19 protein-coding genes and 1 tRNA gene are annotated in these 17,860 nt (G+C 38.2%); 9 read left to right on the top strand and 11 right to left on the bottom strand.

Features of this window, described 5'->3' with window-relative positions; genetic code table 11:
- Nucleotides 1-29 precede the first annotated feature (29 nt).
- Nucleotides 30-779 (bottom strand): TrmH family RNA methyltransferase, encoded by a 750-nt coding sequence (locus HH214_RS00435; protein ID WP_169605461.1) that lies wholly within the window; start codon nucleotides 777-779, stop codon nucleotides 30-32.
- On the opposite strand from HH214_RS00435, the gene tamL reads away from it, so the two are divergent.
- Complete coding sequence (gene tamL / locus HH214_RS00430) at nucleotides 770-3,124, top strand: translocation and assembly module lipoprotein TamL (RefSeq protein WP_248282173.1); 2,355 nt, start codon at nucleotides 770-772, stop codon at nucleotides 3,122-3,124. The two genes, HH214_RS00435 and tamL, sit on opposite strands and share 10 nt — an antisense overlap.
- A gap of 36 nt (nucleotides 3,125-3,160) precedes the next feature.
- Here tamL and HH214_RS00425 read toward each other — a convergent pair whose 3' ends face one another.
- The 8 genes from HH214_RS00425 to nusB form a co-directional block, all read right to left on the bottom strand.
- Nucleotides 3,161-3,610, bottom strand: coding sequence for a MarR family winged helix-turn-helix transcriptional regulator (locus HH214_RS00425; protein ID WP_169605460.1), 450 nt, complete (start codon nucleotides 3,608-3,610; stop codon nucleotides 3,161-3,163).
- Between the two features lie 32 nt (nucleotides 3,611-3,642).
- Entirely contained in the window at nucleotides 3,643-3,804 is a 162-nt protein-coding gene (locus HH214_RS00420; protein ID WP_169605459.1) for a DUF5522 domain-containing protein, read from the bottom strand.
- Nucleotides 3,805-4,743 carry an MBL fold metallo-hydrolase gene (locus tag HH214_RS00415; RefSeq protein ID WP_169605458.1) on the bottom strand — a complete coding sequence of 313 codons (939 nt, stop codon included), beginning with the start codon at nucleotides 4,741-4,743 and terminating at the stop codon, nucleotides 3,805-3,807.
- Nucleotides 4,740-5,342, bottom strand: coding sequence for a dephospho-CoA kinase (gene coaE / locus HH214_RS00410; RefSeq protein WP_169605457.1), 603 nt, complete (start codon nucleotides 5,340-5,342; stop codon nucleotides 4,740-4,742). Before coaE ends, HH214_RS00415 begins: the two co-directional genes overlap by 4 nt.
- 1 nt (nucleotide 5,343) lies before the next feature.
- Nucleotides 5,344-6,291 carry a YbbR-like domain-containing protein gene (locus HH214_RS00405; protein WP_169605456.1) on the bottom strand — a complete coding sequence of 316 codons (948 nt, stop codon included), beginning with the start codon at nucleotides 6,289-6,291 and terminating at the stop codon, nucleotides 5,344-5,346.
- Between the two features lie 86 nt (nucleotides 6,292-6,377).
- Entirely contained in the window at nucleotides 6,378-6,713 is a 336-nt protein-coding gene (yajC, locus tag HH214_RS00400) for a preprotein translocase subunit YajC (protein ID WP_169605455.1), read from the bottom strand.
- Nucleotides 6,714-6,721: 8 nt separating this feature from the next.
- A complete protein-coding gene (locus HH214_RS00395) occupies nucleotides 6,722-7,174 on the bottom strand; it encodes a DUF1573 domain-containing protein (protein ID WP_169605454.1) in 453 nt (150 codons plus the stop codon).
- 2 nt (nucleotides 7,175-7,176) lie between these two features.
- On the bottom strand, nucleotides 7,177-8,124 hold the full coding sequence (nusB, locus tag HH214_RS00390) for a transcription antitermination factor NusB (protein WP_169605453.1): 948 nt from the start codon (nucleotides 8,122-8,124) through the stop codon (nucleotides 7,177-7,179).
- A gap of 339 nt (nucleotides 8,125-8,463) precedes the next feature.
- On the opposite strand from nusB, the gene HH214_RS00385 reads away from it, so the two are divergent.
- Both HH214_RS00385 and HH214_RS00380 read left to right on the top strand, forming a co-directional pair.
- Nucleotides 8,464-10,254 carry an ABC transporter ATP-binding protein gene (locus HH214_RS00385; RefSeq protein ID WP_169605452.1) on the top strand — a complete coding sequence of 597 codons (1,791 nt, stop codon included), beginning with the start codon at nucleotides 8,464-8,466 and terminating at the stop codon, nucleotides 10,252-10,254.
- Between the two features lie 229 nt (nucleotides 10,255-10,483).
- A complete protein-coding gene (locus HH214_RS00380; RefSeq protein WP_169605451.1) occupies nucleotides 10,484-10,822 on the top strand; it encodes a DUF3276 family protein in 339 nt (112 codons plus the stop codon).
- Nucleotides 10,823-10,923: 101 nt separating this feature from the next.
- On the opposite strand, the gene mgtE is transcribed toward HH214_RS00380, so the two are convergent.
- A complete protein-coding gene (gene mgtE, locus HH214_RS00375) occupies nucleotides 10,924-12,285 on the bottom strand; it encodes a magnesium transporter (protein WP_169605450.1) in 1,362 nt (453 codons plus the stop codon).
- Nucleotides 12,286-12,538: 253 nt separating this feature from the next.
- Here mgtE and ychF point away from each other — a divergent pair, with 253 nt between their 5' ends.
- The 6 genes from ychF (at nucleotide 12,539) to HH214_RS00345 (ending at nucleotide 16,832) form a co-directional block, all read left to right on the top strand.
- Nucleotides 12,539-13,639, top strand: coding sequence for a redox-regulated ATPase YchF (ychF, locus tag HH214_RS00370; RefSeq protein WP_169605449.1), 1,101 nt, complete (start codon nucleotides 12,539-12,541; stop codon nucleotides 13,637-13,639).
- A gap of 120 nt (nucleotides 13,640-13,759) precedes the next feature.
- Nucleotides 13,760-13,831, top strand: a tRNA-Arg gene (locus HH214_RS00365).
- 249 nt (nucleotides 13,832-14,080) lie between these two features.
- Nucleotides 14,081-14,401: a hypothetical protein gene (locus HH214_RS00360; RefSeq protein WP_169605448.1), complete on the top strand. Its 321-nt coding sequence runs from the start codon at nucleotides 14,081-14,083 to the stop codon at nucleotides 14,399-14,401.
- A gap of 52 nt (nucleotides 14,402-14,453) precedes the next feature.
- A complete protein-coding gene (locus tag HH214_RS00355; RefSeq protein ID WP_169605447.1) occupies nucleotides 14,454-14,756 on the top strand; it encodes a hypothetical protein in 303 nt (100 codons plus the stop codon).
- A 469-nt stretch (nucleotides 14,757-15,225) separates the two neighbouring features.
- Complete coding sequence (locus tag HH214_RS22270; protein ID WP_211166358.1) at nucleotides 15,226-15,384, top strand: terminase small subunit; 159 nt, start codon at nucleotides 15,226-15,228, stop codon at nucleotides 15,382-15,384.
- 329 nt (nucleotides 15,385-15,713) lie between these two features.
- A complete protein-coding gene (locus HH214_RS00345; RefSeq protein WP_169605446.1) occupies nucleotides 15,714-16,832 on the top strand; it encodes an acyltransferase family protein in 1,119 nt (372 codons plus the stop codon).
- Nucleotides 16,833-16,904: 72 nt separating this feature from the next.
- On the opposite strand, the gene HH214_RS00340 is transcribed toward HH214_RS00345, so the two are convergent.
- Complete coding sequence (locus HH214_RS00340) at nucleotides 16,905-17,807, bottom strand: alpha/beta fold hydrolase (RefSeq protein ID WP_211166280.1); 903 nt, start codon at nucleotides 17,805-17,807, stop codon at nucleotides 16,905-16,907.
- Nucleotides 17,808-17,860: the final 53 nt, after the last annotated feature.

The following is a 17,860-nucleotide window of genomic DNA, read 5'->3' as shown; positions in this document are numbered from 1 at the left end:
AATAATAATTAATATTTCACCAGCAACATTTATTTGTACCTTTTTCTGTTAAGTTCTGAACAAAATAGCGCTGTAGCGATCCCCACATTTAAAGATTCCGCGTTTCCCACACGCGGAATTGTGATAGCTTCGCTAATAAGTTGTTCAATATCAGGTCGCAATCCATTGCCTTCGTTGCCCATTACAATTAGCCCTTCTTCGCCAAAATTTGTAGTATAAATATTTTTACCATTCAGTAATGCACCATAAATTGGAAGTGGCAATGTGGTCAACAAATCTGTCAAAGTGGTATAATGCACTTTAACACGTGCCAACGAGCCCATAGTAGCCTGCACTACTTTAGGGTTGTAAGCATCAACAGTATCGGTAGAGCAGATGATGTTTTCAATACCAAACCAATCTGCTGTACGGATGATGGTGCCTAAGTTTCCAGGGTCTTGTATACCATCCAGTACTAAGGTGAACTTTTGTTTAATATTCTCTAATACAACAGGTGTGTAATCAGGTACTTGCACTAAGGCTAATGCATCTTGAGGTGTGGTGAGGCCAGTGATTTTTTCTAATTCAGCTACTGTAATTTCCTGAAAATTTAGTTTCTTTGGTATTTTAGGCAATTTAGCCGCTATAGCTGGTGTATAAAAAAGGGTTTGAATAGAATATGGTGATGTGATGAATTCGGCAACCGATTTATAACCCTCAACTACAAAAAGCTGGTGTTCGCGGCGAAACTTTTTATGTTGTAAGGATTTAATTAAACTGATCTGAGATTTTGAAAGCATACCTGGGTACTACGTTAAATGGCCTTACAATATTAAGTATTCTTTTCCTCTTACTGGTAAGCAGTTGTAGCTTAACACGCCGGCTGGATGATAACCAGGCACTGGTGCGCAAGTTAAAATTGCAGAATGTAGACAAAGAATTTTCTGAACAAGCTTTAACCTATGTTGATCGTCAGCAGCAACCTAACAACTGGATCAACCTGCAATTATATCTCACTTTCAATAAAAAAGGCAAGAATAACATTGGCGAACCACCATCCATTTTAGATAGTAACCTGGTAGAATATTCACGTATGCAGATAGAGCACTTTCTGCGTAACAAAGGTTATTTAAAGGCAAGAGTAAGCAGTGATATACAAATACGAAAGAAAAAAGCTAAGCTAACCTTTACAGCTGATGAAGGTCCGCTTTTTAGAATAAGAAGTATTCAGGATAGCATAGGCGACTCCAATGTGCGATTGTTGTACCGCATTAACCGACCACGTTTTTCACACGTACAGCCTGGTGGCCGTTTTGATACCGACAGCTTGGCTTACGACCGTGATGAGTTTTATCAAATCATGAAACGTAACGGGTACTATGATTTTTATCGTCAATACATTAACTATAACTATGATTCTACCTTTAACAATAAAGTAGTAGATATCAAGACAGTTATCGATAACCCAGACGGTAAGGCACATCATCCTACTTACAAAATCAACAACACACTGATTACTATATCTAATAGCGCTGGGCGTAGCACAGGTAAAGCAGATACTATACAGGTTGATTCACAATTTCGTTTTGTTGATTACTCCCATAAATTTCATCCTGAATCGGTTACGCGTTATGTGTTTCAGAGAAAAGGAGACCTTTATAATATTGATCAGCAATCATTAACTACATCGCGCTTATCGGAACTCAATGTATTCCGTAACGTACCCAATCCTGTATATATTAAGTTGCCCGATAGTGTAAATCGGAAACTGGACAGCCGTATTGATATTATTCCATTAAAGCGAATGTCTGATCGGGTAGAAGCAGAGTTTCTGTTTAACAGTGGTCGGTATGGTTATAACTTGGGTAACACTTTTACTGATCGTAATATTTTTAAACGGGCAGAGGTATTACAAATTAAGTTAAACTGGAGCGTATTATTTGATAATGCCAATACAGCTACAGCAGGCAGTATCGAAAATCAAGATTTTAAGATAGGAGCTAACTTAGTATATCCGCGCATTATTGCACCTTTTAATGTACCTACTTTAGGCAAATATGGTGTTCCGCATACTACTTTTTCATCCAGTTTGCAGCTATTTTATCAAAAAGGCTTGGTAGAACGCCGCAGTTTTATCAATTCATTAACGTATGATTGGGTGGAAACAGCTCGTAAACAGCATACACTTACGCCAATAAGTATCGAGTTTTCTAACGGAACTATTGATCCAATAGCTAAATCTACATTACTCAGCCAAAATCGTTACTCTTATATCTACCTGATTGGCCGAACCGTATATACGGCAAGTAGCCAATATACTTTTCAGTTGAATGCCAATAAGCTAAACACTTTAGGTAACTTTACTTATTTCAGAGGCTTTATAGATGTTGGTGGTAATACCTTAAGTTTGATTAGTAAAGTTTTAAATACTAAGCGAGATACAGCAGGTCAGCGTACGCTATTTGGATATGCCTTTGCACAATATGCCAAGGCTGAAGTCGATCTACGTTTTTACCGTTACTTAGGTGGAAATGAGCGACAGTTTATATTCCGTATAAACCCAGGTATAGGCATACCTTACGGTAATAGCAATCAGCTAATTTTTGAAAAGAATTATTATGCAGGTGGGGCTAATGATATTCGTGCTTGGTTACCGCGAACCTTAGGTCCCGGACAATTTAATCGGGCTGTATATCCTGATAGCACAACACGCAACCGTTTAAAGTATCTGGATCAGTTTGGTGAAATTAAAATTATTGGTAATGCTGAATACCGGTATAAACTGGCTGATAACTTTTTTGGCACTAAGCTAAAAGGTGCCACTTTCGTTGATTTTGGTAACGTATGGCGTTTGCACGAAACCAGTGACAATCCAGGCGGGCAGTTCCGGTTTGATAAGCTGTTTCAATCTACAGCTATTGGTATTGGTACAGGATTACGGTTTGATTTAAGTTACTTTATTTTCAGGTTTGATGCAGCCTTTAAGCTAAAAGACCCACAATTTAGTGGTGCCGACCAGTGGGTGCTAATAAAGCATTTTGATGAACTCTTCCACACCGGAAGTTTTAAAAACACTTACGAAGACAGTCATAATGAAACTTATCGATTTATGCAGCTCAATTTTGGTATAGGTTTACCTTTTTAACTTTTTTGTAATTATATATCTAAAGCAATTAAGGCCTTATCCTCGTAGTTTATCTAGCAAATTACTTAGCTGGTCTGCTTCCTGCTCTGTAATGTTCTTTTTTAAGAGATCGGCTGTTTTAAAAGAATTGTCCATCTGGTTTAATACATCCAATCCTTTTTCACTGATACGAATGTCTACTGCACGCCTATCATGATTGTTCGTACAACGTGATACCAATTCTTTTTGAACCAGACGATCAACAATACGCGAAGCATCAGACATTTTATCTAACATACGTTCTTTAAGCAAATTTACGGTAGCTGGTTTCGGGTATTGCCCACGCAATATACGTAGCACGTTAAATTGCTGACTGGTTAGGTTGTATTTTTCAAATTGGGAGCGTAGCTGGTTTGCCATCCAGCTATACGTATAAGAAAGATTTATAACAACTTTATGATAACTATCTTCAAATTTATCGCTTTGTATTTCTTTCTCGATTTGCATATATTATAATATAGGTTAACAGGCAAATATGTTTATTTCTTTTTAATTACTTTAACACATTTAGGCCGTCCAAAGTTCCACGGACAATGCAAACATTTGTTTTTGCAGCAGTGACCTCGTTTTAAATGGTACTCGCGTGTAAATACATAATTACCATCCGCATTGATATAATAGTCAATTTCTGCTTTCAACATTTAATTTAGAGCCTTAACAGTTAGTTGATTATCAAAATAGCTTTTCAGGTGACTGCCATCACCATGTAGAGTCCAAATTTGTTTTGGAGAAACTTGCTCAACAGTATATAAAATATTATCCCAGTCAGCATGGTCTGATATAAATAAAGTATCCTGCTGGTTCACCTGTAAATTTTTCCAGCCCGAAGCGAATATACGCTTCACACCAGTAGCTCGTAAATAACTGTCAAATGTAAAAGGAGGTACTAGGTAAACATACTCATCCTGTGTTTTCATGAGTTTTCGGTTATACATTTGGTAGTTACCTACAGCATAGCCTAATTGTTCATAAATTGTATTTATAGGTGCAATACGATGATGTACAAGTACTTTCTTGTTTGGAGCATATTCACTGATTAGTTTAATCAAACGTTGAGCTTTGCCTAATCCATATGCACCTAATAAAATGTTACTCTCAATTTCCTTTAGCTTTTTTATCTCTTCAACAGGGTCGGGGTGTTTGATAGCAGGATTGCCAAAAGTACTTTCGGTAATTAGTACATCTGCTTTTATCCATTCAATAGGTTCGCAGGTAGAGTCTGGCTGTAGCTTGTAGTCACCGGTGTATAAATAAGTAATACCCTCATAATGCATAACAACCTGAGCCGAGCCTAGTATATGGCCAGCAGGTATAAAGAAAATTTTTACTGCGCCTATTGTAAATGATTGATGCCATTTATATAAATGAAACTGGCCACCAGCGTTTTTACTGTAACGCAGTTGCATAAAACGTGCTGTAGCCGGCGTGCAATATACCTGCCGATTACCAGCCACAGCATGATCGGCATGCGCATGCGAGATAACTGCGTGTTGAACAGGTTGCTGTGGATCTAAGTAGAAATCACCGTAACGGCAGTATAATCCATGATCATCAAATACCAGGAAGTCGTCTAAAATCATGATAGGGTACTAGCTTTAGCTAAAAACTGTTCATGTAATGCTAGTACCTGCGGAATAACAAGCTTTGAGTTATCATTACAAATAGTGAAATTAGCTAATTTTATTTTGTCATCCTCCTGCATTTGTTTAGCATTACGGCTTTCTGCTTCTGTTTCGCTAATCCGATCACGCTGCATAACCCGGTTGATGCGCATTGTTGTGGGGGCTGTTACTACTATCGTAAAATCGCAAGCTTGGTTTGAACCACTTTCAAAAAGCAAAGCGGCTTCCTTCAATAGATATGGTGCTTGGTTTTGCTGTGAAGCCCAGCTATCAAATGCCCTAAATACGGCAGGATGTACCAGAGCATTCAGTTTTTGTAGCTCTACCTCATTATTAAATACAATGCCTGCTATATATTTTCGGTTTAAACTGCCATCAGGCAGGTAGGCTGCAGAACCAAATGTTTGCATAAGTGAGGCTATAAGTTCTGGATCGGCAGTCATCACGTTTTTGGCATGTACATCTGCATAGAATACAGGTATGCCAAGCAGTTCAAAAACTTTACTAACGGTGGTTTTTCCACTACCTATATTCCCTGTTATGCCAATTTTTAGCATATTATTTTTTAATTAAAAAATCAATGTTTTGCGGTTCAATGCTTACAATGTTACAGTAGGCAGGCGCATGTGTTATTTTAACAGGAAGCACACTATAGCCATATTGCAGATAAAAGTTTAAATCTGCGGTGGCTTCAAAAAAATCTTCATCTATTTCAGCATAGCGACTTAGCGGCGTGGTAAATGTTACTTTAACTCTTTGCGGAAAGACTTTTATATTATCGTAATGCTGATTGTTAATGATCTTGACGGGTACGCTTAGAACCTTTTCTGTAAACTCCTCAACGGGAATATGAACCTGAACAGTCTTCGGGTAAAAATTAATATTGGCTTCTTTGGTCGCTTGCAAATTTATATTAGCATCTATTGTATTACTAATATTCTGTAGTTTCAAGGTATCTGTTTTCCAACTGGTAATTTTATCAATCAAATTAGTTGGCCCATTTAAAATAATGTAAGCTGGTTTAACAACTATTCTGCTCGAATTTTTATATTGTGACTGATACTTAATGTTTAAAACAGGCTGTACCGGAACTTTTTTACTCAAGCGATTCGTAAAATCAAAATACAGCGTGTCTGGATCAATTGCTATAACCTTTTCATTTTGGTTGTGCTGCGTATTGATTTGAGCCAATTGAGTATTTAGTGCAATATAATTGCTATGCTCTAGGGTATGCAGGTCAACATACACGGGCTGTATGTCGGGGCTTATTTTTGAAAGTAACATTTGCCAGCCATTCCCTTGTACGGTTACAATAGCGGTATCTGACTGCAGAGACCGAAACGCTCTTTTCAGTGGTGTGTTTTTAAAGCTGATAACTTTTTTCGAGGTGAAGTTATAAGTACTGGATAGGGTAGCAAATACCCAAGCCACCATAGCTACCAGCAGGCAGGTAATAAAAGCGGTGAGCCGCCTGCGTTCAGATGCAGATAGTTTTACCAGTGCCATAATTTTTTACAAGGATGAGTAAAAGTAAAATGCCGCTCCGTAAGTTGCAAACGGAACGGCATTTCAGCTGAATATTGTAGCGTTAGTTAAGCTTTAGTTTCAACAGAGGTGGTGGTAGTGTTTAATGCTTTTGATGCATCTAGTGAAATGGCCGATTTATCAAACTTTACATTTACACCTTTATCAATCTCGATTACAAAATGCTTTTCAAATACTTCAGCTACACGGCCGTGTATGCCTGAAGTGGTAACAACTTTGTCTCCTCTTTTTAATTCATCCACATATTTTTTCTGATCCTTTTGCTTTTTTACCTGCGGACGAATCATGAAAAAATAAAATACCACGATAATCAGAATCATCGGTACAATACCGCTGCCGAGAATACCGCCGCCTGCTGCCTGCAATAAAATAGTTGCTGTCATTATAAAAGTTATTTTTTGTTAGGGTCAATTACTTCACCGGTTAAATGTACCATGCTTTGTGCTGGTATAGTGTTAGCCGTTACCGTGATCATTTTATCTTGCTGGCCGGTTTTACCAATGCTATTAAAAGTTACCTTAATGGTGCCTTTGTCGCCAGGTTTTGTAGGTTCCTTTGGCCATTCAGGTCTGGTACAGCCGCAGGTAGCCACCGCATCAGTAATAATTAAAGGTGATTTTCCATTATTGGTAAAATCAAAAGCATAAGTTACTTTATCACCTTGTTTAATTTTGCCAAAATCATGTACCTCATGTTCAAATTTAATAACCGGAGCTAAAGCCGGATTAACTTTTGTGGAAGCAGAAGTTGATGCAGAGTCACCACCGTTTTGCTGGTTAGTAGTGGATGATTGACAAGCCGCCAACGTGCCGGCCAGTAAAGCAATTACAATCAGATTTCTCATTTTTATTCAATTAAGCCACGGCCCGTTTTCCGTATTTTATGCTGTTCTTTCAATTCAAAAAGGATTTTATCTAATATACCGTTGATGAAAGAATTACTTTTAGGTGTACTAAATTCCTTTGCAATTTCAAGATACTCATTAATGGTAACTTTAACCGGAATAGAGGTAAAGTTAATAAATTCTGTAATGGCCATCTTCATCAGCAAAGTATCCATCATAGCAATACGTTCAGGTTCCCAGTTCTGGGTTTTATTGCTAATTAATTCCTGATATTCTCCGTCATGCCGTATAGCTTGTTCAAACAGATTTACAATAAAATCCCGGTCTTCAACCCAATTGCCGGTAATTTCAGCAAGTTTATTTTCTTGCGGGTTATCGTGCGAAAAGTTTTTGAACGTTTTGGCAATTAAAGCTTGTAGCACATCTTTATCAACCGGCCAGAAAATAAATTTATCTTCAAAAACTTGTTCGGCCAGAGATGATTTCAAAATCACCTTCTTAAAGATGTATTTGATAATGTCTTTATCGGTTTGCAAAGTATCATCTGTTTTTTTTAGATATGCTTTGTAATCATCAGAGTTTTTGAGTGCTGTAAATAATGTTTTAGCTAGTTCCGGATCAAAATCCCAAGATACTTTGTATTTCTTGATAGCCAGGTTGTACTCTTTGTTGGCATGTAGCGAAGTAATAAACCGGTTCTCAATAATTTTAAGATTAGGGTTTAAATCTTCAGCAGTAGGTAGGTGTTTGTTGGCTCTCTCGGCTGCATCATTATGAGCGTAGTGGATTACCTCATCAATCAGCGATAGCATCCAGATGTACATCTCATATACCTTATCAATGTTCTGCAGTAAATTCTTTTCGTGCAGTTTTACATCTTTTTGGTCTGTTTGATGATAGGCGTATAAAGCTTGCAATACTTTAACCCTGAGGTGTCTTCTGTTTAACATTTACAAGAACGATTTTAGGATGCGCAGTAAAAATTTCAATCAATGCTGTTGATTTTTGCCTAGTTAACAGCAACTAGTATGATTTGTTCAAATAATTACTAATTCATAGCTTGCGTGGTAAAACAAAGTTGATTATGCCATATTTAGCTTAACAAACAATGTTGTACTATGAAAGCAGAATAAATAATGTTTTGCTCAATGCGCTGCAAAAGTAACATTTTTACTTTTCCACTCAATACCAAAAGAAGTAACATTTTAACAAACAGCTTTGCCATACCGCATGTTGCCGAAGCAAGACTGTAAACCTGTATAATTACTCTATCTTTGTTGCTATTGAATATGAAAAGTCTGGCTTACCTAAATAAGTTTTTTTATAAATATCGCTGGCGGCTTATACCGGGTGTATTGTTTGTCGTTATCTCCAATATTTTTGGTGTGCTGCCTGCACAGGTTATCCGGGTCGCTTTTGATTTGGTGGCTGAGAATATTCAAATTTATCACCTGTATGCAGGTTTTAGCCGTCAAACTGTTATATACGAAATTTTTGGTTCCAGTCTGTTGCTTTTCGGCGTATTAGTACTGGTACTTTCTTTGTTGCGTGGTTTGTTTTTGTTTTTCATGCGCCAAACCATCATTTTAATGTCGCGGCACATTGAGTACGATTTGAAAAATGAAATTTATCAACATTATCAGGAGTTATCATTAGCCTTTTACCGGCGTAACAATACCGGGGATTTAATGAACCGAGTTACGGAAGACGTAAGCCGCGTGCGTATGTATTTGGGGCCTGGTATTATGTATTCTATTAACACGATAGTACTTTTTGTGTTAACGGTTTACGCCATGCTGAGCGTTAATACCCGTTTGGCCTTTTTTTCTTTACTACCTATGCCTGTGCTTGTACTGAGCATCTATTATGTAAATAATATTATCAACCAGCGCAGCGAGCGCATACAGGAAAGGTTATCTTCTCTTTCCAGCTTTGTGCAGGAAAACATATCAGGTATCCGTGTAATCAAATCGTATGTACGGGAAGCTTTCGTTAGCCAGGAGTTTGCTGTTGAGAGTGAAGATTACAAAACCCAATCTATGGCGTTGGTAAAGGTACAAGCTTTGTTTTATCCGATGATGCTACTGCTGGTAGGATTAAGTAATGTGCTGATTATCTATATTGGTGGTATAGAGGTCATGAAAGGTAACATCACCTCGGGTAATATCGCCGAGTTTGTGGTGTATCTGAATCAGTTGATGTTTCCGGTAATGTCATTAGGGTGGGTAACTTCGTTGGTACAACGTGCGGCAGCATCACAAAAACGAATTAACGAGTTTCTGCATGCACAGCCTGAAATACAATCACCTAATGTACAGCCGCAGGCTATTGCTGGTGGCATTACCTTTAATAAGGTAAGCTTTACTTATCCGGATACCGGGATTAAAGCCTTACAAAATGTGTCTTTTCAAGCTGAAGCAGGGCAGATGGTGGCGATAATTGGACGTACAGGTTCTGGTAAATCAACTATTGCTAACCTGATTATGAGGATGTACGATTGTACGCAAGGAGAAATCTTGATTGACAATACTCCGTTAAAGCAAATAAACTTGAACAGCTATCGTTCACAAGTAGGTTTTGTACCGCAGGAAGTTTTCTTGTTTTCAGATACCATTGCTAACAATATTGCTTTTAGCGCTGATGTACTGGATATGGCTAAAGTTGAGCAGGCTGCTAAAGATGCCGCGGTGTATAACAATATTATAGAACTGGAAGATAGCTTTGCAACGCTGATTGGCGAAAGAGGGATTACATTATCGGGCGGGCAAAAACAACGCGTATCTATTGCCCGGGCTATTATTAAGGAACCTCAAATATTAATTTTTGATGATTGCCTTTCAGCCGTAGATACCCGTACAGAGGAAGAGATCTTGAGTAACTTGGGTCGGTTAATGAAAGATAAAACCAGTATTATTATTGCTCACCGTATTTCAACTATTCGAAATGCCGATAAAATTTTGGTGATGGATGAAGGTTGTATTGTGGAACAAGGTAACCATGAAGACCTGATGCAACAAAAAGGCGTTTACTTTGAGCTTTACGAAAAGCAATTATTGGAAGAGCAGGAGAGTGCAGGGTAAGTAAGTCTATCATCTAGCATTGAAGAAAATGTATGTAAAATTCTTTCTATAAACTACCAAATGAACTAAGCCATATCGTAGTTTATAGAACATATATTTATTTGATGTATATTAAACATGTTAATATATTATTAACAGTTAAAAATATTTTCCACATTAGTAAAATTGTTATTGTCAATATTGAAAATTGTCTATATTTATGCAATCAAACTAAAACAATACACTTTATATGGGAGATTTTGATAATAGAGAGCGGGATGAAGTTTTTTCGAAGAAGGTAAGAGCCGGGAAAAGAACTTATTTTTTTGATGTAAAAGCCACACGTTCAAACGACTATTACATCACGATTACAGAGAGTAAGAAGCGTTTGGAAGATGGGTCTTTCGTGAAACACAAAATCTTTTTATATAAAGAAGACTTTGAAAAATTTGCCGAAGGTTTAAAAGACACGGTAGATTATATCAAAGACCATCAGGAAGTAACTGAAAAACGTTACGAGTATAACGAGTTATCAGAAATAACCAAAGCAGCCGGCGTTGCTGGTGCTGAAGAGGACTTTTCTTTCTAATTTATAAACCTAGAATTCAGAAGCAAAGCCCCGTCTTAACCAGACGGGGCTTTTTTATTTTCAATATAAAAGCTTGTATATGATTATTAATTGCAGCAATGCTAAATATGCATAATAGATACGGCAACAGTAAAGTAGATAATAAGTCCGGTTACATCTACTAATGTGGCTACGAAGGGAGCCGAAGAGGTGGCTGGGTCTAAACCTAATCGTTTAAGTAAAAGGGGCAACATGGAACCTGCTAATGACCCCCACAATACAATACCTATTAAAGCAATACCTACTGTAATACCCACTTGTAACCAATGAGGGCCATAGATATTGCTAAACAGTGTCCAGATGTAAATACGGCAAAAGCCGATTACACCTAAAGTTACCCCCAAGAGTAATCCGGAAAGTATTTCACGGCGCATTACTCGCCACCAATCTGCTACAGTAATTTCGCCTAAAGCCATTGCTTGAATAATCAGGGTAGAAGCTTGAGATCCGCTGTTGCCGCCACTTGATATAATTAAGGGCACAAACAAAGCTAATACTACCGCTTTCTTGATAGGCTCTTCAAAAAAACCCATAGCCGTAGCCGTTAGCATTTCGCTTAAAAATAAAATGATCAGCCAACCAACCCGCTTTTTAACCAATCGTAACAATGGAATATCAAGATAGGGCTCATCAAGGGCTTCCGTACCACCAATTTTCTGAATATCTTCAGTATATTCTTCATTGGCAATCCACAAAATATCATCTACCGTAACAATACCCAACAGAATATCATGTTTATCAGTAACAGGCAAAGCCACCCGGTTATTCATCCGGAAAACGTTAATGGCTTCTTCCTGAGGGTCATTAACATTTAATGCAATCAGGCGTTTATCCATCAAATCGCTGATTTTTGTGGCCGGATCAACCAACAAAATTTCACGAATACGAATATCATCCAGTAAAACACCATTATCATCAATCACATAAAGCACATCAATGGTTTCTGAGTTTTTACCGTAACGCCTGATGTGTGATAGTACTTTAACGACATCCCAGCTTGCTTTTACAGCAATGTAATCAGGAGTCATCAATCGGCCTACACTGTCTTCCTCATAGCCTAGCAATGATAAAGCTTGCTTACGATCATCAGGGGGTAAATGTAAAATAAGGTTTTTCACCGTATCCCCATGCATTTCACTAAACAGGGATGTACGATCATCCGGCGGAAGTTCGTTAATCAGTTCGATAATTTTGGGACCGGATAACTTTTTTAGCAGGCGTTCTTGAGTAGGGAAATCGAGAATACGAAAAACATTTACCGCACGATTGAGCGATAAGGTTTCCATGAATAAAGGGGCATGTTCAGGTAGTTCATCAATTAATTGCTCTACGTCCGATATGTTCAGGTTGTTCAAATAGTTGCGCAACTCTTCATGTTGATTGTTTTCCAGCAATAGTTCTATTTGTTCAACCATTTCTTCCATAGTCAGCCCTCGTTTTACATGTGATTAAATAAGTGATGCGTTTTTCTAACGCCCGCAAAAGTCGTTTATTTTTTCAAATTTCAAGGCAGATTTTGTGTTATCTTTGCGGGAATTTTTGGTGAAAGGGTAAGTGGCTGATTGAATTAGGAAAGTTAGGCAGGTAAAAACATTATTACACGCTTGTTCAATCTCAAATTCATTAGCTGTTTAACACAATTAACCACTTAACTTAATAACTACTCAATTAAATATAATGGGTTTACAATGTGGTATTGTAGGTTTGCCAAATGTAGGCAAATCCACGCTTTTTAACTGTTTATCAAACGCGAAGGCTCAGGCAGCTAACTTTCCGTTTTGTACTATCGAGCCAAATGTTGGGGTAATTACCGTACCCGACGAACGGATAACTAAATTAGCTGAACTGGTAAACCCTCAGCGTGTTGTACCGAATGTAATTGAGATAGTAGATATTGCAGGTTTGGTAAAAGGAGCCAGCAAAGGCGAGGGGCTCGGTAACCAGTTTTTGGGTAATATACGTGCTACTAATGCTATTATCCATGTGCTGCGTTGTTTTGATAACGACAATGTAATACACGTAGATGGCTCGGTTGACCCTATACGGGATAAAGAAATAATTGATACCGAGTTACAACTGAAAGACCTGGAGTCAGTTGAAAAGAAAATACAGAAAGTAGAGAAAGCTGCCAAAACCGGTGGTGATAAAGATGCTAAGAAAGCATTTGAGGTACTCACTATTTACCGTGAGCACTTGATGAGCGGCAAATCGGCACGTACGGCTGCTGTGAGTGAAGAAGATAAAGAACACATAGCTGACTTATGGCTGCTTACCGCAAAACCGGTACTGTATGTTTGTAATGTAGACGAAAGTGCAGTAAATACCGGAAACGCTTATGTGGAACGTGTGCGCGATGCCGTAAAAGAAGAAAATGCCGAAGTGCTGATTATTTCGGCACAAATTGAATCGGAGATTGCTCAACTGGAAACTTATGAAGAACGCCAGATGTTCCTGGATGATTTAGGCTTAGAAGAATCTGGTGTAAATAAGCTGATTAAAGCAGCTTATCACCTTTTGAATCTGGCTACCTACTTTACGGCTGGGGTTCAGGAAGTACGTGCCTGGACTATTACAGAAGGTTTTACAGCACCGCAGGCTGCCGGCGTTATCCATACCGATTTTGAAAAAGGTTTTATCCGTGCTGAGGTAATCAAGTATGAGGACTTTGTGAAATATGGTTCAGAAAACGCTTGTAAAGAAGCCGGTAAATTAAGCGTGGAAGGTAAAACCTATGTGGTAGCTGATGGTGATATCATGCACTTCAGATTCAATGTATAATTAAAAAAGAAGTAGCATACAAAATTGAAGGTTAAGGCACAATAAACCAGGTACTAAATTTTATTATTTCTACATTCTGTATTTATGCCTCTAAACAATATATTTGCAGGCAAAATACCAGCACCCGTAGTTCAATGGATAGAATGTCAGATTCCGGTTCTGATGATAGGGGTTCGAATCCCTTCGGGTGCACAAAAGGCTTATTCCTTGTAATAAAAAAGGTACATACTAGATAAAGCTCCCAATTTAGGGGAGCTTTTTTTATTAAGTAGATATTGAATTTGAAAAGATCATAATTTTATCAGCTTTACAACTACTATAATCTCTCATTGTTTCTCAAGATTAACCATTAAGCAATCTCACCCAATTTGGGTGATTGACGAATATGGGTTTGTAGATTAAATTTGACTTAAATAAAATCTATTAAACCAAAAGTTAATTATGAATTCAGTAACTATTTATAATAAGACTCCCAATTATGCTTGGGTGACAATTTATGGATCAGCAGGCAATCAGCTATCTGCAACTTGCGTTCCGCCAAATAATAGTACAACACTTACACAAAGTAATTTTACTCGGAATTACTTGGCTGAAAGAGACAAAGTTCGTGGTGAAGTAAAGCCACTTGGCAACACGGATTGTAGTAATCTCAATAACATCTACGACACGGAAGCTAAGTTTTTTATGGTTGATGGTGATGAGAATTATTTTTCGCTAAACCAAGGAGATGGTAATTTCTATTGGGATGTCAAAAACTCATGAGACTGATAAGGAGTGCTCTCAAGTTAACGTAATATTAAAAAATTAAGGCAACATGGCAGAAACAATTGAAATTATAAATAATGCATCGCAAAGCATATGGATTACGATATATGATGTCGCTAAAACTCAACATTTAGACTGGGGGTGTATTAATGGTACCTCTAGCCGGATGTTTGCTGCTGGTCAGTATACGTTGGGCAGTTATTATCATGTGCGTACAGAGGTTAAAGAAAGTGCTCAATGCGGAGGAAAGACTATTTGTGACACATCCATTCAAATAAGGTGTACCACTCATAACGTTGTAGGGCTGTATTGTCAAAGCGACGGCACTAACTGCTGGCTTAAACAAGAGTAACAAAATAATTCAATAAAGACTTAAGGCTTTACTTTTAATAACCTCATATCGCAATTAAAGCATCTATTTTGAACGTAGATGCTTTTTTGTTGCGGTTAAGTTGAACAGTGTTTTGAATTGATAATTGTCTGAACATCATTTGAAATATCTTTAAATAAAAAAAGCTTTCATATGAGTTACGGCTTTACAGTCGATGTTGATGGAATGCGGTCAGCTAGATACATAAGATCGAGTCAGCTATCCGCTTAATTACAAATCATTTGAGGCCACAGGAGGTATTAAAGGCAACTTCTAGTTACTAATCGATGCCATTAAAAGTGTAGGAGAAGACACTTTCTTTAGCTTTTGAATTTTATATAATTTAAGTACTCCGGGAAAAGATACTGCATTTAACCGCTGAGTTCTCACTGATAAACAATAACGTTTTATTGAAGAATATGTCGTGAATCTGAATGCCACGTAGGCAGCTATATGTGCCGGCTACAGCAAACCCACGGGCCGGCATATCGGTGCCGAGAACTTGTCAAAACCTTATATTCGAGTTTATATCAAAAGTCTATTGGAAGAAAAAGCTATGAAGTGGGAGGAGGCGGTAAAGCTTGTCGGTGGTGTTGGCAAAAGTTCTTAAACGCTTATCTCACCATTCGCAAGGTGAAGCATACCTTAAAATTTAAAAGTGCATTGTTGTTAATAATTGCAATATTCAATATAGATTCTTTTAGCAGTTCACGATTTGTAACAGCATAACAAAACTAAATATTTTTTACAACCGCGTTCTGGTATTCAAAACATGTTCTTATCAGTCAAGAACACATTCTTTTTGCTCAATCTATATTTTCATTATATTGCCAGCTTCAGCTATACGTGATGCTTGCACAGTTATAATTTGCCGCAATAACATGTGTACAGTATAGGTATTAACATAGGTTAATACTTAAGTTTTAACCTGAATTGATTATGCAATACAATGCTCAGCCTGCTACAAAGCCACATTATCCAATACTAGATGGCTTACGTGGCGTAGCCGCTATTACAGTTGTGGCTTTTCACATTTTCGAAACGCACTCTACCAGTCACCTCGATCAGGTTATTAATCATGGCTATCTGGCAGTAGATTTCTTTTTTCTGCTTTCCGGATTTGTTATTGGTTACGCTTATGATGATCGTTGGCATAAATTGACTATCGGTGATTTCTTCAAGCGTCGGTTGGCAAGGTTGCAACCTATGGTAATTATAGGGATGATTATAGGTGCAGCTTTGTTTTACTTTCAGGGTTGTGAACTTTGGCCAGGCATACAGCATACCCCTGTATGGAAAACGTTGTTGGTTATGTTGGTAGGTTGCACGCTGATACCTTTACCTATATCGGCAGATATACGTGGCTGGCAAGAAATGCACCCACTTAATGGTCCGGGTTGGTCGTTGTTTTTTGAGTATATAGCCAATATATTATATGCACTTTTTATCCGAAAGTTTTCTAAAACAGCTTTAACCATTCTGGTCGTGATTGCTGGTATTGCGTTGGTAGAATACGCAGTAAACAGTAAAACAGGTGATGTAATTGGCGGCTGGTCGGTAAATGCTGAACAACTGCGTATTGGTTTTACCCGTTTAACATTTCCATTTTTTGCCGGATTGCTGCTTTCCAGAACAGCTCATTTAACCCGCATTAATCATGCTTTTTTATGGTGCAGTATATTACTGTTAATAGTGCTGATTATGCCCAGAATAGGCGGAGCCAAGAATTTATGGGCAAATGGCCTTTACGACTCATTAAGCATCATCTTGATGTTTCCATTAATCGTTTATCTGGGTGCAAGTGGCGATGTGACAGGTAAGTTCTCCTCCAAGTTGTGTAAGTTTCTGGGAGATGTATCGTACCCGATTTACATTACGCATTATCCGCTAATATATACTTATACAGCCTGGGTGAGCTGGCATCATGGTATCAAATTTCAGCAGGCTTGGCCAGTTGCCATTCTTACTATCGTAAGTGCTATTCTGCTCGCATACGCTTGCTTGAAATGGTATGATGAACCAGTAAGGCGATGGTTAAGAAAGAAGTTTGCGATTTGATAAACAATTATTAACCGGATTGTACGAGCGACTTTGCCAGTTAATAATTGTTTATGTTTAATAAATACATTGCTACTCTTCGGATGAAGTGGCTAACGATTGTTGCAAAAAGTTTAGCAGATGCTGGCTAAGTAAATCTGGTGCTTCACGAGATGGAAAATGGCCAACACCAGGCATCAAAACTCTTTCGAAAGGTCCTGTAAACTTTTCATGTACGTTTTCACTAACATACGGCGGGTTAACGCCATCTACTTCGCCTTGAACAAATAATGCAGGTAGTGAAAGCGTTTTTGTAGCTTTTACTTCTTTTTCCAATTTTTCACTTTTAGGGTCAGGTTCTGCCTCATCCCAACGTGAACGGTAAGAGTGTAAAGTGATGTCTACAAAATCCGGGTTTTGCCAGCTTTGAGCTACCTGTGCAAAAGTATCTTCACTAAACCAGCCTTTAGGCGACCAGTTTTCCCACATAATATGTGCAAAGCCCCTTGGGTCTTGACGAACCGCATCTGCCCCGCGTTTAGTAGCTTGAAACCAGTGGTACCATTCTAGTTGAGCGTGTTGAAAAGGTGGAGTCGGCATACCACCTAATCGTGGTGGAGTTGACAGCAATGCTATGCATTCAACCCGATCTGGCCAACCTACCGCCATAGCTTCCGCAATGTTCGATCCCCAATCGTGCCCAACAATGCTGAACTTTTTTATATCCAAGCTATCCATCAGCTCAATCATGTCGAAAGCATGAATACCGGAATTTCCAGTTCGTGGCGTACTTTTTTCATGAAAAGTAGTACTGCCAAACCCACGAAGCCAGGGAGCAATCACCCGGTAACCGGCTGCCATCAATGGTGGTATTACGTTATTCCACGTAGTCGCATTATCTGGCCAGCCATGCAGCAGCAGTACTACCTGGCTATCATCTCGACCTTGTTCCAGAAATGATATGTTTAATAATTTGGTTGAAGCATGTTGTATCATTGATTGTCGTATTATCAAGTATATTAAATGAGCTAATGCCTATTGTACATAAT

The sequence above is a fragment of the Mucilaginibacter robiniae genome (assembly GCF_012849215.1).
GTDB classification, from domain to species: domain Bacteria; phylum Bacteroidota; class Bacteroidia; order Sphingobacteriales; family Sphingobacteriaceae; genus Mucilaginibacter; species Mucilaginibacter robiniae.
The sequence above is the reverse complement of the archived record's forward strand: the minus strand, read 5'-3'. Positions and strand labels throughout refer to the sequence as shown.

Excerpts from the sequence above, each read along its gene's own strand:
- yajC (WP_169605455.1), bottom strand. The coding sequence starts at position 6,713 with ATGACAGCAACTATTTTATTGCAGGCAGCAGGCGGCGGTATTCTCGGC.
- HH214_RS00340 (WP_211166280.1), bottom strand. The coding sequence starts at position 17,807 with ATGATACAACATGCTTCAACCAAATTATTAAACATATCATTTCTGGAA.
- coaE (WP_169605457.1), bottom strand. The coding sequence starts at position 5,342 with ATGCTAAAAATTGGCATAACAGGGAATATAGGTAGTGGAAAAACCACC.
- HH214_RS00380 (WP_169605451.1), top strand. The coding sequence starts at position 10,484 with ATGGGAGATTTTGATAATAGAGAGCGGGATGAAGTTTTTTCGAAGAAG.
- HH214_RS00345 (WP_169605446.1), top strand. The coding sequence starts at position 15,714 with ATGCAATACAATGCTCAGCCTGCTACAAAGCCACATTATCCAATACTA.
- mgtE (WP_169605450.1), bottom strand. The coding sequence starts at position 12,285 with ATGGAAGAAATGGTTGAACAAATAGAACTATTGCTGGAAAACAATCAA.
- HH214_RS00395 (WP_169605454.1), bottom strand. The coding sequence starts at position 7,174 with ATGAGAAATCTGATTGTAATTGCTTTACTGGCCGGCACGTTGGCGGCT.
- HH214_RS00420 (WP_169605459.1), bottom strand. The coding sequence starts at position 3,804 with ATGTTGAAAGCAGAAATTGACTATTATATCAATGCGGATGGTAATTAT.
- nusB (WP_169605453.1), bottom strand. The coding sequence starts at position 8,124 with ATGTTAAACAGAAGACACCTCAGGGTTAAAGTATTGCAAGCTTTATAC.
- HH214_RS00435 (WP_169605461.1), bottom strand. The coding sequence starts at position 779 with ATGCTTTCAAAATCTCAGATCAGTTTAATTAAATCCTTACAACATAAA.
- HH214_RS00405 (WP_169605456.1), bottom strand. The coding sequence starts at position 6,291 with ATGGCACTGGTAAAACTATCTGCATCTGAACGCAGGCGGCTCACCGCT.
- HH214_RS00360 (WP_169605448.1), top strand. The coding sequence starts at position 14,081 with ATGAATTCAGTAACTATTTATAATAAGACTCCCAATTATGCTTGGGTG.
- HH214_RS00425 (WP_169605460.1), bottom strand. The coding sequence starts at position 3,610 with ATGCAAATCGAGAAAGAAATACAAAGCGATAAATTTGAAGATAGTTAT.
- HH214_RS00355 (WP_169605447.1), top strand. The coding sequence starts at position 14,454 with ATGGCAGAAACAATTGAAATTATAAATAATGCATCGCAAAGCATATGG.
- HH214_RS00385 (WP_169605452.1), top strand. The coding sequence starts at position 8,464 with ATGAAAAGTCTGGCTTACCTAAATAAGTTTTTTTATAAATATCGCTGG.
- ychF (WP_169605449.1), top strand. The coding sequence starts at position 12,539 with ATGGGTTTACAATGTGGTATTGTAGGTTTGCCAAATGTAGGCAAATCC.
- HH214_RS00415 (WP_169605458.1), bottom strand. The coding sequence starts at position 4,743 with ATGATTTTAGACGACTTCCTGGTATTTGATGATCATGGATTATACTGC.